The 19,126-nt window shown below is 46.6% G+C and carries 3 protein-coding genes; all 3 read left to right on the plus strand.

Annotated features, from left to right (window positions below; genetic code table 11):
• The first annotated feature begins 18 nt into the window (after nucleotides 1-18).
• From C6Y02_RS14590 to C6Y02_RS14600, 3 genes are read left to right on the plus strand one after another with little or no spacing between them, the layout of a single operon-like run.
• Complete coding sequence (locus C6Y02_RS14590; RefSeq protein WP_106031582.1) at nucleotides 19-10,149, plus strand: non-ribosomal peptide synthetase; 10,131 nt, start codon at nucleotides 19-21, stop codon at nucleotides 10,147-10,149.
• A gap of 13 nt (nucleotides 10,150-10,162) precedes the next feature.
• Nucleotides 10,163-18,358 (plus strand): non-ribosomal peptide synthetase, encoded by an 8,196-nt coding sequence (locus C6Y02_RS14595; protein ID WP_106031583.1) that lies wholly within the window; start codon nucleotides 10,163-10,165, stop codon nucleotides 18,356-18,358.
• A 6-nt stretch (nucleotides 18,359-18,364) separates the two neighbouring features.
• On the plus strand, nucleotides 18,365-19,105 hold the full coding sequence (locus C6Y02_RS14600) for a thioesterase II family protein (RefSeq protein WP_106031584.1): 741 nt from the start codon (nucleotides 18,365-18,367) through the stop codon (nucleotides 19,103-19,105).
• Nucleotides 19,106-19,126 lie beyond the last annotated feature (21 nt).

Genomic DNA, 19,126 nt, shown 5'->3' on the forward strand with positions numbered 1-19,126 from the left:
AAAAGGAAAGGAACTCATATGAAACCATCAACCATCAATCAATCGAATGTACATGAATCAATGGATACGATTTTACTAGATGTACAGAAAACCATTTTACAAACCAACGAAATCGAACGCTTCGCTGTTTTTTCTCGTGAAAAAACCATTCGACCTCGGCCATATCACCTCTCTCATTTATTTCTCGACCATCACATGGAGCAGGAGGCCGCAGTTGAATGGATACAGACGCAAATGGCTTCGCCTATTTTAGCGGACATGCCCCCAGCCATTTCCTATGGGGGGGATATAGATGTTAGTGCAGGAGCTCAAACCTTGCAGGACGCTCTAACTGAGGCAGCCAAAACGACAAACGGGCTGACTTATATCATCAATAGTGAAAATGAACTCACGCAATCCTACGCACAGTTAAAGGAGGATGCCGAACGGGTTCTGACGGGTTTAAGGGCACTAGGGCTTGAGCCAGGTGATCCTGTCTTCTTTCAATTTTCATCGAATCATGCGATGGTCACGGCCTTTTGGGCATGTGTGTTAGGCGGATTTGTCCCAACACTTGTATCGGCAGCCCCGACCTATCGGGAAATGAATGCCTCAGTGAAGAAGCTTCATCACGCTTGGAACCTGCTGGAACACCCGCTCATTCTCACGGATGACTCGCTGATTGATGAGGTGCAAGGCTTAGCTTTACTGTGGCATACAGATCAATTACGTGTGGCAGCCGTTGAACCGATGCTCACTTTAGAAAGAGATCTAGAAGCACATCCAGTCACGCCTGATGATTCAGTCTTTTTTATCTTAACGTCTGGAAGTACGGGGATGCCTAAATGCGTAGAGCATTCTCATAGAAGTGTGCTGGCGAATGTCAAAGGGACAGTGGCAGCCAATCAGTTTACACAAGAGGATGTCTCGTTAGACTGGATGCCATTAGATCATATTGGCGGCATTGTGATGTTCCACCTTGTCAATGTGTACACAGGCTGTGAACAGATTCGGGCAAGGACAGATGACTTCATCGCTCAGCCGCTGCGCTGGCTTGACTGGATGGAACGCTATCGTGCAACGAAGACGTGGGCACCTAACTTCGCATTTGCGATGATCAATGATTATGAGAAAGACATTTCTTCAGGATCTTGGGATCTTTCTGCCATGACGTGTATGATCAATGGGGCAGAAGCGGTCGTACCGAAGACGATTCACCGGTTTTTACACCTGCTCGCTCCGCACGGCTTAAAGGGAGACGTCATCAGACCGGCTTTCGGCATGTCTGAAATCTCATCAGCCGTTGTCTTCTCTTTTGCGATTGAGCGGGGAGATGAAAACAGCGGGGTTCTGACCTTTGAGGAAACGTCGCTGACAGAGCAGCTAAGACCAGCGGAGGCACGTGAGACAGGAACCGTCAGCTTTACAGAGCTGGGGAAACCGATTCCGGGTATCACGATTCGTATCGTCAACCATCAGCATGAGCTTCTTCCCGAAGATCATATTGGCAGCGTGCAAATCAAAGGGCCGACGACAATGAAGGGCTATTACAAGAATGACGAAGCGAATCAAGAGGTTTTTCAAACAGAGGGCTGGTTTCACACGGGTGATTTAGGTTTTCTGCACGAAGGAAGGCTGACATTAACCGGTAGAGAAAAAGACATGATCATCATCAACGGGAAAAATTATCACAACTATGAGATTGAAGCCATGGCAGAGGAAGTACCAGGCGTAGAAACGAGCTTTGTGGCTGCTTGCTCCGTTCGGATGGAGGCATCTGCATCCGATGAACTGATTCTCTTTTTTACACCGAAGCTGTATGAGCCTGCTTATATCATGAGGGCTAGCCAGCATATTAAAACCCATATTGCGACAAAAATGGGTCTGTCTGCATCAAAGGTTATCCCTGTCCAGAAGCATGCCTTTCCGAAAACAAGCTCTGGAAAAATAGAAAGGGCACAGCTCAAGACAAGGTGGCAGGAAGGTGAATTCGACGAAATCATCAAGGAACTGGACATCAGACTTGAAAATGAACACACCTTGCCTGATTGGAGTTATCAAAAGAAGTGGACACCTGCTCCGCTTCATGAAACTGAAAAGCAAACAGCAGGGGACATGGTGATCTTTGCAGATGCATTAGGGCTGGCAGATCAATTGAGATCCCTCTCAAACAATGAACAAACCTATATTACGGTTGAACCGGGTCAAGCATTCACACAACTCACACATACTCACTTCATCATCCACCCGAATCGGCCGTCAGACTACGAACAACTCTTTGAGACGCTCCGTTCGTATGGCGTTTCGGTGAAACAAATCATTCACCTTTGGAACTACACAAACAAGGAAGACACACTTCAAGCGGCAATGGCGAAGGAAGCGCAGAAAACTGGCAGCATGAGTGCATTATATGTAACAAAAGCGATTGCCACCTATGAGGAACCTGTAGAGATCACCTTTGTCTCAGCTCATGCGATGAATTTGCCAGAAGATCAAACGCATCATGTGGAAAAAGCAACGACAACAGGATTGATGACAGCTGTACAGCATGAATGGCCGTTTATCAAGGTGCGATGTCTTGATTTTTCTCTAACAGAACCGGCTGACCGTTCTCATGCATCAGCGATCATGACAGAGCTTACACATGACACAAGCCATCATATCGCTGCTTACCGCGAAGGTGTTCGTTATATTCCTCTTTTATCACCGCTGCATCTGGAAAAAGATCAAAAGAGGAAGAAACCGCCATTTGAATCATCTGGGCTTTACGTGATGACAGGAGGGCTTGGCGGCATTGGGCGGATGCTGAGTGAACACCTTCTGACGTCCTATCAAGCGCATCTTGTGCTGCTTGGAAGAAAAGCACGAAAGGCTTTATCTGCGGAGCAGCAAGACGTTTTGACCTCACTTGAGAAACAAGCGAAAGACCATGGCGGCACAGTTTTTTATGAAGAAGTGGACATGACGGACGCAAAAGACATTGAAGCGCTCATCTCAAGACAAGAGGCGGCTCAAGGAAAAAGGCTGCATGGCGTGATTCATTTCGCTGGCATCATTCAAGAGGAGCTGCTTGCTGACATGACGTCTGCGTCCTTACATGCGATGTACGAAGCGAAGGTATATGGCACGATTGCGCTTCATGAAGCGGCTTCTAAACGGCAGAACGTCTTATTTTTATCTAGCTCGTCAGCACGAACGTTAAAGGGCGGGATGACCGTCGGCGCTTATTGCGCTGCCAATGAGTTCGTTGAACAATTTGCTCATTATCAAAGGCTGACATCTACAGTGAAGCCGTATTGCTTTAGCTTTAGCATGTGGGATGAGGTCGGCATGAGCGAGGGTTCGATGATCAAAGGCATGTTAAAAGAAAGAGGCTATCTCCCGATTCCGAAGCGGGCGGGCTTCCAGACAATGCTGTCATGTTTGATGACAGATGCGCCACTCATTTATATGGGATTAGATCGGTCAAAGCAGGACATTCAAGAAATGAGCCAAGCGGAGAGGCAAACAGAGCAAGCCATGTATGTCTTTTTTAAAACCGACAAAACAAAGGCTATTGAAGAACGGCTGTATCAGTCCATTTATACGTGTTTGCAGTCTCATCTATCTGGTGAATATTCCGTACATCTATTTCCTGAGGAATACTGGAAAGAATCAGAGGATGGCATGCCGGATGAAGCGTATTTCAAAGCATTCATTGAGGAAAGTGGACAGGAGGCAGAGGACAGAGCGCCTCAAACGGAGACGGAGAAACTTTTGGCAAACATTTGGTCCGAGCTGCTTGATGTCTCAAATGTCAGCTGCGGTGATCATTTCTTTCTACTCGGGGGTCATTCGCTCAAGGCAACGCAAATGCTGTCTGCGGTGAGACAAAGAATGGGATTTGACGTGCCGCTCGCTGTTCTTTTTGAGCATACGAGACTTGGGGAATTAGCGGAATGGATCGATTCGCATGCAAAAGTGGATGAAGCGGTTCCGATGCGGAAAATGGAAAAGGGTCAGGAGATTCCGATGTCTTATGCCCAGCAAAGGCAGTGGTTTCTCTATCAATTACAGCCCGATCTGCCATTTTATAATAATACAATTTCCTTTCGGATGAATGGACCTTTAGATGTGAAGGTGCTTCAGAGGAGTCTGCAGCAAATGGTGCAAAGGCATGAATCGCTCAGAACTTCCTTTACCATGAGCGGCGATGAACCAGTGCAGATCATACATGAGCATATGACTCTTCCAGAGCTTGAAGTGGTGGATCTATCAGATCTGACAGCACAGAAAGAAAAAGAACAAAAAGCGGCTGAATGGGCAAAAAGAGAGGCGGGCACACCTTTCCGCTTAGAACATGATCCGCTCTTTCGAGTGAAACTGATTCGGCTGTCGGAAACAGATCATTTACTGCTGATGTCCATTCACCACATTGTGTCAGATGGCTGGTCGGTTGGGATTGCCGCAAGAGAGCTGTCTGAGTGGTATACAGCGATGATTGACAAGAGAGAGCCTGATCTTTCGCCGCTGCCAATTCAATATGCGGATTACGCACTATGGCAGAAGGAGTATTTGACTGGAGAGACGCTGCAGAAGCAGATTTCCTATTGGAAGGAGCAATTTGCGGTCCCTGTAGAAGATTTGGTTTTGCCGTATGACTACCCGCGGCCAGCCGTTCAATCCTACAAGGGAAAAACGAAAAAATACCACTTGTCGAAGTCGCTGTCTGAGCAGCTGGCTGCCCTTTCTAAAAAGACAGACAGCACCCTTTATATGACGTTACTGACTGCCTTTTCTACCTTGCTGCATCGATTGTCTTCACAGGATGAGTTTGTGATTGGATCAGTCATTGCTGGGAGAAATCGGACGGAGATGGAGCATCTCATCGGATTTTTCGTAAATACGCTGGCACTTCGGATCGATCATAGCGGGAATCCTGCTTTCACTGAACTATTAGAGCGGGTGAAAGAAACAACAATGGGCGCCTATGCGCATCAGGATGTGCCGTTTGAGATGGTCGTAGATGAGCTGAATATTGTACGTGAGGCTGGCAAGCAGCCGCTGTTTCAGGTCATGTTCGTTCTGCAAAACCTACCGCTTGAAGCTTCTCCGATGGGGGAGGCGACATCCGTTTTAGCCATTGAAGATAACGATACCGCCAAATTTGATCTATCCCTGTTTGTTTTTGAAGGGGCGGAGGGTCTTCAATTAAAACTGGAGTATGATGTGGACTTATTTTCTGACGACACGATGGATCGGTTCCTTCGGTACTACGAGCATCTGCTTGCGTGTATTTGTGAAAATCCAGCACAGCCGATCAGACAAATGAATTACCTGCCAGAGAAAGAAAAGCATCAGCTGCTCTATGAATGGAGCGGTAAAACCAATCAGCCTGCAGGCCCGCTTCTCATCACGGAACGGTTTGAAGCGCAGGTGAGAAAGTCACCCGATGCCATTGCTCTCGAATTCGGGGAAGAGCAGTGGACGTATCGTGTGTTACAAGAGAAAGTCGACCGGCTTGCTGCTTCTCTGCAGCAGCGAGGTGTGACGCCGCATGAACCAGTAGGGCTGCTCATCGACAGGTCGCCTCAAATGATTCTTGGGGTGCTGGCGATTGTGAAAGCAGGAGGCGCCTACGTGCCAATTGATCCTGAATATCCAGATACACGGATTGATTATATGCTGAGGGATACAGGTATTAAGCTGTTACTGACAAAAAATGAATGGCTGAAAAAGGTGTCAATCAGTCAAACCGAACTCATTTGTCTTGATGAGGGATATGAAGAGTTTTTATCAGAAGCAGAACTCATACCTGCTGCCCTAAAACCTGATGGACTCGCTTATATCAATTACACGTCAGGATCAACTGGACAGCCGAAAGGGGTTTTGATCCCGCATCAAGCAGTCATCCGGCTTGTTTGTGAAACAGATTATGTCACCCTTGATGAACATACGCGCATTTTACAAATCGCCAGCTTCTCCTTTGATGCCTTTACGTATGAAATATGGGGAGCCCTGCTAAATGGGGGAAGGCTGATCCTGGCCGATCGAAATACGATTTTATCAATGGATACGCTGGCTGACACGCTGACATCATACAAGATCACAACAGGATTTCTGACGGTGCCGCTGTTCAACCGGTTAACAGAGGAACATCCTGAAGCCTTATCTGGATTCGATGCATTATTGGTTGGTGGTGATGCGCTCTCAGCTGCTCATATCCGCAAGGCACTGCCGTATTTACCTGAAGGGCTTTTAAACGGCTATGGACCAACTGAGAATACGACGTTCTCCTGTGTGCATCACATTCGCTCATTAGACGAAGGGCAGGCGACAGTTCCTATCGGTCAGCCAATTGCTTATTCACAAGCCTATGTATTAGACGACCAGCTGCAGCCGGTTCCGCAGGGTGTTATTGGAGAGATCTACGTTGGCGGAACAGGGCTGGCACTCGGTTACCTTGGAGATGAAGAAAAAACATCGCAATCATTTATCCCGCATCCTTTCCAAAAAGGAGCGCGTTTATATAAAACAGGCGATATGGGCCGCTGGCTCCCAAATGGCATCATCGACTGCCTTGGAAGAATGGATCATCAAGTGAAAATACGCGGACACCGCGTCGAATGCGGAGAAATTGAAGCCGCTATGCTGAGTGTTGAAGACATCATAGAATGTGCGGTCATTCCGCTTCAGCACGAGAGTGGTCATAAGCAGCTCATCGGTTATTTTGTCCAAAAAGGTGCATGGACCCAGCAAGACATTCGCGGCGCCTTGAAAGACATGCTGCCAGATTATATGGTACCAAGTCTATTCATAGAGCTAGAGGAACTGCCGCTCACGCCAAACGGCAAGGTAGACCAAAAGCGTCTCCCGCCGCCAGAGTGGAGACAGGAAGAAGTGGACAAACCAGCAGATAAGGCACTCAGTGAGGAAGAACGAGTGCTGGAAAAAGTGTGGACTCAGCTTCTTGGCACTCCTTCAATTAGTGTACATGATAACTACTTTGAACTAGGCGGAGATTCCATTATTGTCATACAAATGGTGGCACGCCTAGCACAGGAAGGCTACATCATTCAGCCAAGAGATGTATTTGAAAAACAGACCATTTCACAGCTGGCACGCGCTATGAAAAGAGCGGATGTGTCTGTGTCCTATGATCAATCGCCTGTTACAGGAGAAGCTCGTCTGCTTCCAATCCAATCTTGGTTCCTTGAGCAATCGATGACAAACCAAGATTATTGGAATCTATCAGCGCATATTGAATTCAAGCTATCCGTACAAGCCGAACAGTTGTCACAGGTTCTCTCAAAGCTTGTCGACCATCACGATATGCTGAGAGCCATTTATACAAAAGCAGCAGACGGCACATGGATTCAAACCATTCGTGCGCCTGGCATCATCCCTTGTGTCACATTCTTTGATTTGACGGATGTTTCTCACGAGGAAGCGCTGGAGCAAATTCGTTTGGAGACAAGCGCTTGTCAAGGAACATTGTCATTAGAGCGGGGAGAAGTGATCAAAGCCATTCTTTTTCAGACAAGTGATCGTACGTCTGAACTCTTTATCGCAGCCCACCATCTTGTGATGGATGGAATATCGTGGCGCATCATACAGGAGGATTTATTAAATGGATTGAAGCAGCTTGCGGCACGGCAGGAGATCGCGCTTGCAAAGAAAACCGCTTCCTATCAGCAGTGGGCAGATGCACTCTATGAATATGCACAAACCGATCAATTACAAGAGCAGGTTCCTTTTTGGCAAAAGATCATGGATCAAGAGGAAGAAGGTTCTCCTTTTCAAACACCTGCGCTTTTCAATATAGAAGAACATGCAGAGATCCTGACTGTTCAATTGACGAAGGATCAAACAGACATTTTACTAAGGCACGCATCACAAGCGTACCGAACTGAGGTCAACGATTTACTTTTATCAGGACTTGCGCAAGCCGTTGGAAAGCCAATATTGATCACGTTAGAAGGACACGGACGCGAGGATTTATTTGAACAGATGGATTTGTCACGGACAGTCGGCTGGTTTACAAGCTCTTATCCTATTTTTATTCCTTTTATTCAAACCGATGTGGAGAGACAAATCAAAGATGTCAAAGAAACCTTAAGAGCTGTGCCGCAAAAGGGGATCGGCTATGGCTTGCTTCAATACATGACAGCATCTCGCTTACTCAAAACGGCAGCGCCGCAGATGAGCTTTAATTACCTTGGACAGTTAGATCAAATAGATGGTGAAGCAAATCTGTATTTAGCAGATGAACGAAATGGACATGTACATGATCCAAAAGCAGAAAGACAGCATTTAATCGATGTGTACGGATACGTTGTCAGTGGTCAGCTTCAGATGAATTTTATGATCAATCGTGAACTGCTTCAGGAGGAAGAGGTGCGCCAGTTACCTGAACGGTTCAAAGAAAAAATGGAGGACATTCTGACGCATTGTATAGAGACAAAAGGCGGCTTTACGCCATCTGATTTTCCAATGGTTCAGCTGACGCAAAAGCAAATAGATGAGCTTCCAGATCATGTAGTGGATGTATATCCACTATCTCCGATGCAGCAAGGGATGCTGTTTCATGCACTGTTAGATCAAGCGTCACAGGCTTATTTTGGTCAGGTGCATATGACGCTCGAAGGCTTAACGGACGGCGAAGCCTATGAAAAAGCATGGAATCTGCTTGTAGAACGTCATTCGATTTTGCGGACAAGATTTGCTTGGGAGGGGCTAAAGGAGCCTGTCCAATTGATTCAATCAGAAGGAAGCATTCACCTCACTCAGCACGATGTGCGCCACCTGAGTGAAACGGATCAGAAGAAAACCATTGAGCGTTATTTACAATCCGATCGTTCAAAGGATTTCGAATTAGAGGATGCGGCTGAACCGCTCATTCGTATCGCTTTATTCCATCGTGACGAGAAAACATGCACGTTTGTTTTTAGCTTTCATCATATTTTAATCGATGGCTGGAGCCTGTTCGGCTTGATTGAGGAATCCTTTTCAATGTATCGCTCTCTTGTGGATGAACGAGAGATAAACCTTCCTGTTGTACGTCCGTATAAAGATTTTATCGAATGGCTGCAAAAGCAGGATCAAGAGAGGGCGCAAGAGTTCTGGAAACATTATATGTCAGGAGTGGAGGAAGCCACACCACTTCCTGGGGACGGAGAGCAGACTTCGAATGAAGGAGCAGGTATTGATCAATTTAGTATCAAACTGACGCCTGAAATGCAGCAGAAGCTGGAGAGGATGACAGGCACACAGAAGGTCACGATGAGCACACTGATTCAGGCGGCATGGGGGCTGCTCTTGCACCTTCATTCAGGCTCAGAGGATGTCGTGTTCGGTGTCACAGTATCTGGGCGGCCGGCGGACTTACCAGAGGTTGAAAGCATGACAGGGCTCTTTATTAACACCTTGCCGCTCCGTTTGCCGATCACACCAGACAGGACCATTGCCGAGCTGCTGGCACAGACGCAGGAAACGGTTTTTCACATGCGAGAATTTGAGTATACCGTACTGCCAGATATTCAGCAGATGACCCAAATCCCGAATGGAGAATCATTGTTTAACAGCATTGTCGTGTTTGAAAACTATCCGATTGAATCTGTAGAGCCGTATGGTGTACGGATATTAGACATTGCAAGTCATGAAGAAACAAACTATGACCTGACCCTTGTGGCTGTCCCAGGAGATACGCTGGAGCTTCGAGTCACATACCGCTTCAATCAATATACAGAAAAACAAATACAATCGCTGATGCAGCAGCTGATCCACACACTTGAAGCCATGACAGAACAAGTGGAGACACCACTCTCTGATTTCACGATGGTGACAAATGAAGAAAAAGAGCGGATGATCACCGATTGGTCGAAAAACGCACAAGTCAGCGTGCTGTACCCAGACCAAGAAGAGGTCTACTCAGGTGTGCACGATCCTTCCTGTGAGACGGAAATATTTGTGCTAAGCGAAGAGCATCAGCTCATGCCGGTAGGATTTTCTGGAGATATTTTTATCGGCGCGAAGAATATCAAAGCACTTTGCGGGGAGCTTGCCGATTGGATGGAGACGCATAAAATTCCGCATCCATTCAAACATCAAACAGGCGAATACCTCTATCCGACAGGGGATGTCGGCGTTTGGACTGAAAAAAACAAGATTCAGATTTTGGATTGGATGTAGGAGGAGAAGAACGATGTTAGTTAGTAGACGAAAAGGACATGCAGCAAATCATATCGTCAGAATCAACGGAAAACGAATCGATCTGAAAGCATTAGAGCAAGTCATGATGCTTCATTTTCCGCTAAAGGAATGTGTGTTAATCCCTAAGAAAAATCAAGAAGGCAGCCTCTCGCTTGTGCTATTTGCACAGGCGAAGGACCCTTCGCTGACAAGAGAGGACTTGATGAAAGGCCCGCTTCATCCTCATGAAGTACCAGCCGCTCTCGTCTTATTGCCTTCCTTGCCAAGGGCAGAAAGTGGAGCCATCGATACAGAAGCACTGCTTTCGATCGACATCATTGATGAAGAGGGTTTAAGAAAGATAGAAGAGCGTACGAAAGCCATAGATGGAGTGGAGGAAGCGGCCGCTCTCATTGAAAGTCAGACAGAAAAACAAATGCCTTATCACCTAGATGATCTGTTTCCTAATCGGCAGCGTGCGCAAGGGAACATATCGATCTCGAAGAATGAAGAGGGCGAAACAAAGCAAGCATCCGCTCATGAAAAGCCGCCAGCACTTGTGTATGGCGGGGATGTCATCAAAAAACCAGGCACACCTGTCACACTGACAGAGGTGCTGATTCGATCAGCCTTTATGTCACCTGACCGCGGGGTGATCTATATCAAAGAAGGCGGGCGCACGTTGACCCAAACCTATCCTGAGTTACTCACAAACGCAGAACGGGTTCTGTCTGGTTTAAGGAAAGCAGGCCTGACAAACGGCGATCAAGTGTTACTTCAATTAAAAGATCATCACGATTTCATCACTGTGTTTTGGGGCTGTATTCTCGGTGGCATCATTCCGACTCCAGTCTCTGTGCCGCCTGTTTATGATGAGATGAATCAAGGAGTGAACAAGCTCAAGGGCGTGTTTCAGCTGCAAAATGAACCGTTCATTATTACAAACGAAGCAAGTGCTGAGGACATTGCTGGGCTGCGTGAGGCATTTGAGGCAAAAGAAATACCTATTTTAACAGTAGAAACATTGCTTACGTGTGAACCGGATGAACAGCATTATGAGCCAGAGCCGGATGAGCCTGTGCTTCAGCTGCTCTCTTCAGGAAGTACGGGTGTGCCTAAGTGTATCCGTCACAACCATCAAAGTATTTTATCTCGGATCATCTCCTTTGAGCAGACAAATGGCTTTACGCATGAGGATGTGTCGCTTAACTGGATGCCGCTTGATCATGTAGGAGGCATTGTCATGTTTCATGTGCATGACGTCTACCTTGGCTGCCAGCAGATTAGTCCATCCATCGATCAATTTATCGAGCGGCCGATGGTGTGGCTGGATTGGGTAGAAACATACGGCGTCACAAGGACATGGGCACCGAATTTTGCTTTTGCCATGATGAATGAATATGAGGACGACATTCGCAAGGGGAGCTGGAATCTCTCCACACTGACTTATATTATGAATGCAGCCGAAGCGGTTGTTCCAAAAGTGACGCAGCGCTTCATGCATATCATGGGTCAGCACGGATTAAGCCGCCATGCGATGGTGCCGGCGTACGGCATGTCTGAAACATCCTCAGCCATTGTTCAATCAAAGAAATTCATGCGGCATGATGATCAGGATGGACAGCTTACGATTGATCAGACCTCGTTAACAGGTGAAATTCAATACGTGACGCAAGATCATCCGCACAAGATGACGTTTACAGAAGTCGGCGTACCTATTCCGTCTGTATGGATTCGGATTGTAGATGAACATCATCATGTGCTAGCAGAAGATCAGGTCGGACGCTTACAGGTGAAGAGTCCAACGATTATGATGGGCTATGATCAAAATGAGGAAGCCAATCAAGAGGTATTTGCGGAAAATGGCTGGTTTCACACAGGGGATTTAGGGTTTATTCATGAAGGGCGTCTTGTTCTGACAGGCCGGGAAAAGGACATCATCGTCATCAACGGAGCCAACTATTTGAATTACGAAATTGAAGCGGTTGTGGAAGAGGTGGACGGGGTTGAAGTCACCTTTGCCGCTGCGTACGGCATTTACAATCCCGAATCAAGCAACGACACGCTTGCCGTCTTTTTTGTCTCGCAAAAAGATTCGATAGAGGAACAAATCACGATGATTCAGCAGATTAGAGAGGCCATCATCCGAAAAATCGGGATAGAGCCTGATCACATCATTCCGGTGAAAAAAGACCAATTTCCGAAAACAGAGAGTGGGAAAATCCAACGTGCCCAGTTAGGTGCAGCGCTAAAAGAGGGAGTATTCCGTGACATTGAAAGGGCACTGGATCTTGCTTCTGAAAATAAACAAACACTCCCAGATTGGTTTTTCAAACGCACTTGGGCAAAGGAGCATATTGGTCCGTCTCAGCCTTCTGCTGATCATGTACTCGTTTTCGAGGATGAAAAAGGGCTGTACCAATCGCTTTACGCACAATTAGAACAAAGAAATCAGTCCTATGTTTCTGTGAAAAAAGGGCATGAATTTTTGCGTCTGTCCAAAGGAATGTATCAAATGAACCCGAGAATCAAGGGGGATTATGTCAGGCTCGCTGCAGCACTTGAAGCAGATGAATTAAAGACCGGGCAGGTGCTCCACCTGTGGAATGTGACAGACAAAGAAGCCATCGTTGAGCCTGCGCAGTTCAAAGAAATGCATGCGAGTTCCAATCAATCTATTTTGTACTTGTATCAAGCATGGAGACAAGAAAACAAAGAGCCGATCCGGCTTGTCGTAGTGACAAAGGGTGGTCAATTTGTAAGCCCTGAAGACGATCTTCATGTGGAGAAAACGTCGCTCGTTGGTTTATTAAAAACCATCCCGCAAGAATGGGAAGGAGCAGAGGTGTCCCATATTGATATTGAAGCGGAGCATGTGGAACAGGATGCAAAGCACATTGCTGAAGAGCTGTCAGCGATTCATATAAAAGCAGAGGTGTCATACCGAAACGGGCACAGGTTCGTACCAAAGCTGGAAAAAGTCAATATGATGAAAGCACCTCAAACAGAAGAGTTTTTAGAATATGAAGGTCTTTATTTGCTGACTGGAGGTCTTGGCGGTATTGGATTTGAGCTGTCTAAGCAGATGCTCCAATTTGGCCTAAAGCTCGTATTGATTGGAAGGACATCTCTGGAAGGCAGCTTGGAAAAGAAAGAGGCGCTCTCACAGCTAAAAGACTTCGGTGACGTCATCTATGTACAAGCGGATGTGACCGATTTAGCTGATGTCGAGCGGGCGATTTACAAAGCAGAAAAACACTTTGGTCAGTCGATCCGAGGCGTGCTGCATTTAGCTGGGGCTGGCAATGTGTCAGAGCATTTTCAGCATGCGGATAAGTATGCATTGGCTCATACGTCAGAAGAGGATTTCACAAAGGAGCTGTCAGGGAAAGCAGACGGAGCGTTTGTCCTGCAGGAAGCCTTCAAGCATGACCCGGCAGTACCACTCGTCTTTTTTGGATCGGTGAATGGCTTTTTTGGCGGCACAACATTCGGGGCATACTCTGCAGCCAACAGCTTTTTAGATGGACTTGCGCACGCTCTCACCTTTCAAGAAGGAAGACGGGCGATCTCTTTGAACTTCAGCATGTGGGATAATCTTGGTTTGTCTAAGGGACATACCGGCGCAGCGCTAACCGTCCGCAAAGGATTTCAATTGATTGGAAAGAAGCAAGGTCTCCATTCATTATGTCTAGGTGCCCGGCTGAATGAAGCGCATCTATTTATCGGCCTAGACGGAGCCAATCCAGAAATCGCTGAGTATCTTCAGCCAGCACCAATATCGACTTTTGAGAAAAAGCTTTTTTACACGGTTCAGTCTGGCAAAGAAGTGCATGTTGAAGATATCGCAGGCGTAACAAAAGGTGACTGGGATATTCAGCAAGTACAGGAAATACCGAAAAAACAAGATGGCTCTATTGATCATGAAGCCCTCAAGCTGAATCATCACAAAAATGGACAACCCCTTGAAAAACAATTGCCAGAAACGAAAACAGAGCAAATTCTTGCTGCCATATGGGAGGACATTTTAGACGTAGATCGTGTGTACAAAGAGGATCAATTCTTTGACCTTGGCGGGCATTCATTAAAGGCGACTCAAACTATTTCTCGGATCAATCATGAATGTTCAATCAAGGCGCCTTTAAAAATATTATTTGAAAGTAAGCATCTGGCCCATCTGGCGCAAATGGTTGATGACATCAAAGGGGCACCGGCTGTTCAGGAAGCCAAGATTCCAAAGCTTGAAAAGCGAACAAGCTATGAGCTGTCACATGCTCAGAAGCGCATTTGGTTCTTATCCACATTAGAAAAGAGCCATCATTACAATATATTAGGTGCTTGGAAGCTGACAGGACAACTGCACATTCAAGCGTTAACAAAAGCGATTGGTCTCTTAACGAAACGTCATGAAGCACTGCGTGCAACATTTAAATCGCTTGGCGGCAAGCCAGTTCAACTGATACGTGAAGACCTTCCGCCATCCGTCACAGTTGCGAATTTCTCATTATTTAATGAAAAAACGAGAACGAGAAGACTCAAGCAGCTTATTCAGCAAGAGGCAAACCGCGTCTATGATTTAGAAAGAGGACCTCTTGCACAGTGGACGATTGTGGATATGGGCAATGAGGAATTTTATCTTCTTTGCGCGCAGCACCACATCATTTCAGATGCATGGTCGCTCAGCCTGCTCATTCAGGAGTTAGAAGTGGCATATGACGGGCTTCTTTCAGATGAATCGCCGCAGCTCCCGGCGCTGGAAATCGAATGGACAGATTATGTTCATTGGGAAAATGAGCAACTAACGCATCATCAAGCAGACCAAACCTATTGGCTCGATACCTTACAAGGTGAACTTCCAGTGCTAGAGCTGCCGTTTGACCGCCCTCGTCCACCGGTTCAAACATTTAACGGCGCTACAGAGCAAATCGTCTTGGAAGAACCGCTTATCCGCCGTTTGCAGGCATTGTCCAAGCAGCAGGGCACAACGCTGTTCATGACGATGCTGTCAGCATACTACGTCCTGCTTCACAAGCTGTCCGGACAGACAGATATCATCATTGGCTCGCCGATCGCAGGGCGAGATGCCAAACAATCAGAGAAGCTCGTTGGGATGTTTGTGAATACACTTGCGCTGAGGCAGGATATCTCCACAGCAGATACGTTTGCTGATGTCATGGAAAACGTGAAAGAGCTGACGTTAAAAGCATTTGAGCATCAGCGTTATCCATTTGACAAGCTTGTCGATGATCTTTCGTTGGATAGAGATTTAAGTCGATCGCCTATTTTCCAAGTGGCCATGGGGTATGTAACAGATTCGCTCAATGTAAACCTCAAAGGGCTGACAAGTGAACATGTGATGGTCCATCATACAGTGTCTAAATTTGATCTCACCCTGCATGTATTTGAACAGGGAGATCAGCTGTCGATCCATGTGGAATACAATACAGATTTATTTGATCAAGAGACCATCCATCGTTATATGAATTATTATCTTCATCTGCTAGATGGTATGACGGCTCAGCCTGAACGTACATTTTCTGACTATTGCTTAATGGACAAAGCGGAACAGGCCGCCATGATCATAGGAAAAAACCAAACGGCTACATCATATCCAAAACGGACCCTTCAAGAGCTGTTTGAAGAACAGGTGCAGCGTGATCCGCACCGTATTGCCTTGTCCTATTTGGAAGAGCACATGACGTATCAAGAGTTGGATGAGAAGGCGACACAGCTTGCTGCTTACTTGCAGTCTAAAGGAGTTGGACCAGGTTCACTGGTACCGATGCTTTTTGATCGTTCCTTTGACATGATTGTCTCGGTGCTAGGTATCGTCAAGTCTGGTGCTGCGTATGTTCCGATGTCGCCTGAATATCCAGATGCACGCATCCGCCTCATCGTTCGCGATACGCAAAGTGATGTGATCATCACTCAGTCTCATTTTGCGAGTCGTCTAGTAGGCTTTACAGGTACAAAGATTAACATGGACAAGCCGTTATCAGAAACAGATGCAGTGTATCAAAGAGAACAATCGATCATAGGGGAAGCCCAGCTGGCCTATGTCAACTACACATCAGGCTCAACAGGTACACCAAAAGGCGTGATGCTCCCTCATGCAGGAGTTGTCCGCCTGGTTAGAGAAACAAACTATATTGAACTAGGTCCAGATGACAAGATGCTTCAGCTCTCAAACTATGCTTTTGATGCCTTTACATTTGAATTATGGGGAATGCTGCTGAATGGCGGTCAGCTGATTCTGATCCCAAAATATGCCGCACTGAATATGGATGAATTATCACGGTTGATCAAAACGCATCAAGTGACAGCCAACTGTCTGCCAACCGCATTATTCAATCGGCTGGTGGAGCACGATCCAAAAAGTGTAGCAGGCTACCGCACATTACTTGTTGGCGGAGAAGCGATGTCTAGTGAGCATGCACGAAAGGTACTCCCACATATGGAGGGTGTGCTCATCAATGCTTACGGTCCAACAGAAAACACGACCTTAGCAACAACACATCAAGTCACGCACATGCCAGAGGGTGCAAGATCAGTTCCAATTGGTGTCCCGGTATCGAACTCAACTGTCGTCATACTAGATGAAGCGCTCAACCCAGTGCCAGCAGGCGTCATAGGAGAAATCTATATCGGCGGCACAGGGCTGGCAAAAGGATACCTTCATGATCCAGAGCGGACGCAGGAGCGTTTTATTGACAATCCATTTCCTGAACTAGAGGGAGACAAGCTGTATCGTTCAGGTGATCTTGGTACATGGCGTTCAGATGGCACCATTGAATATCTCGGCCGAAAAGACAACCTCGTAAAAATTAGAGGCTACCGGATTGAATGTGGGGAAATTGAAACAGCTCTCCTCAAGCATCCGCAAGTAAAGGAATGTACAGTCATCGCCAAAACGTATGGCAGCTCTAAACGGCTGGCAGCCTACCTTGTCACAGACGGGGAGAATCCTGTTCCGGGCTGGAAAGCATTTTTGCAGGAAAGCCTGCCAGGCTACATGATTCCAAGTTACTTTATTGTAATGGACGAAATGCCAGTCACAACGAACGGAAAGGTTGATCAAAAAGCACTGCCAGAGCCGACAGAAACGATCTCTCTTTCCCAGGGTGATGACAAACCAATCACCGAAACGCAGCAGCGGATTGTCACAGCTTTCAAGGAAGTGCTTGGTGTCAAACAAGTAGGCATGCATGACTCCTTCTTTGATTTAGGCGGCGATTCGATTATGAGTATCCAGGCTGTTGCCAAATTAAAAGAAAAGGGGATTCGTGTTGATCCAAAATGGATTTTCATGCATCCAGCACCGGCTCAGCTAGCCGCACATGTAGACGCAATGCCAGAGGCCGGGGAGCATGTCGAAAGGTCTCCGAAGGACTATGTGATTGAGCTGAAAAAAGGCGATCCAGCTGAACCGAGAATATTCTTTGCACCGCCTGCCGGTGGAACGGTCATGGGCTATATCGATGTTGCTAAGCTGATGACACATCAAGGCGCTGTTTATGCCATGCAGTCTCCTGGCTTATATGAGGATGAAGAACCGCAATTCCTTCATTACACAGAGCTTGTCACCATTTTTATTGAAGCCATTGAGACCTTCTATCGACCAGGCATTGACTATCTAGCAGGGCATTCAATGGGCGGGCATCTTGCCTACGGAATGAATCAGCGGCTCTGCCATGCAGGAAAAGCGCCGAAAGGATTGATCATTTTAGATACGGTGCCCGTGCTAAGAGATGAGGCAGATCAGGCGCTCCATGCCGATATGAACGAAGAAGAAGTGAAAATGCTTGCGCTTGTCCTTGGAATGGGAAATCTCGTCGGCATCCAGCCAGAAGCATTACAAGGGCTGAGCTTCCAAGAAGTGAAACAGACAATACTCAAAGAGGCAGAAAAGGATGAAGTGGTTCATCAATTTATGAATGATCAATATTTAGATAAATATTTGCAAATGCAAACGCATAATACGATCATGTCACAAGCCATTGAATTAGAAAAAGAACCATTCCCTGTGCCGTTTTATATTGTACAAAGCAGTGATCACGCCATCGATTTCCAGAAGAAGTTCTCAGACTGGGAGGCTTATACGAAAGGAACGTGCTCGTATTATCACATCAAAGGAGACCATGTCACCATGATGAAAAGGCCGCAGGCAGATGAACTGGCACGGATTCTTCAAACGATTATAAAGGGGTAAGGACGTATGAATCAGTTATTTAAAACCTTTGAAAAAAAATCAGACCTTATTCAGCTTATTTGTTTTCCTTTTGCAGGCGGTTATTCCGCCTCGTACCGTCCACTTTTTGAACAGCTAAAAGGCTCTGCCGAAGTAACAGCAGCAGAGCCCCCAGGGCATGGAACCAATCTCATGCCGCTCGAAACGAGCATTGACCAATTGGCTGAGCTGTACAAAGAAGGGCTTACAGGCAACCTGAACCGCCCATTTATCCTGTTCGGACATTCCATGGGAGGACTTGTCGTGTATAGACTGACGCAGCTGCTAGAAAAGGAAGGGGTCTATCCTGCAGCAGTTGTGATCTCGGCCATTCAGCCGCCGCAAACAAAACGGCAGATCCTGACCCATTTATCCAATGAAGCATTTGTTCAGCATATTGCCGAAATGGGCGGGATTCCAAAGGAATTATTAGAGAACAAACCAATGATGGATTACTTTACGCCGTCCTTACGTGCAGACTATCAGGCGCTGGAAACCTTCCAGCACAAAGATCAATCCGTCATCGAAACACCCGTTTATTTATTCAATGGAACACAAGATGAAAAATGCATGCAAGATGCAAACGGCTGGCTGCCATGGGCAAAGACCATCAAACGCACCAACTTCGATGGAGGCCACATGTACATCAACACACACCTCGAGCACTTCGCAGAACAGATGAGACATGTGATTGACCTTGCAGCCAAACAACACTTCATCAGACATTAAAAGAAAGCGGTTCTCGTTTGA

The organism is Bacillus sp. NMCC4 (assembly GCF_002998555.1).
Lineage (GTDB): Bacteria > Bacillota > Bacilli > Bacillales > Bacillaceae > Bacillus.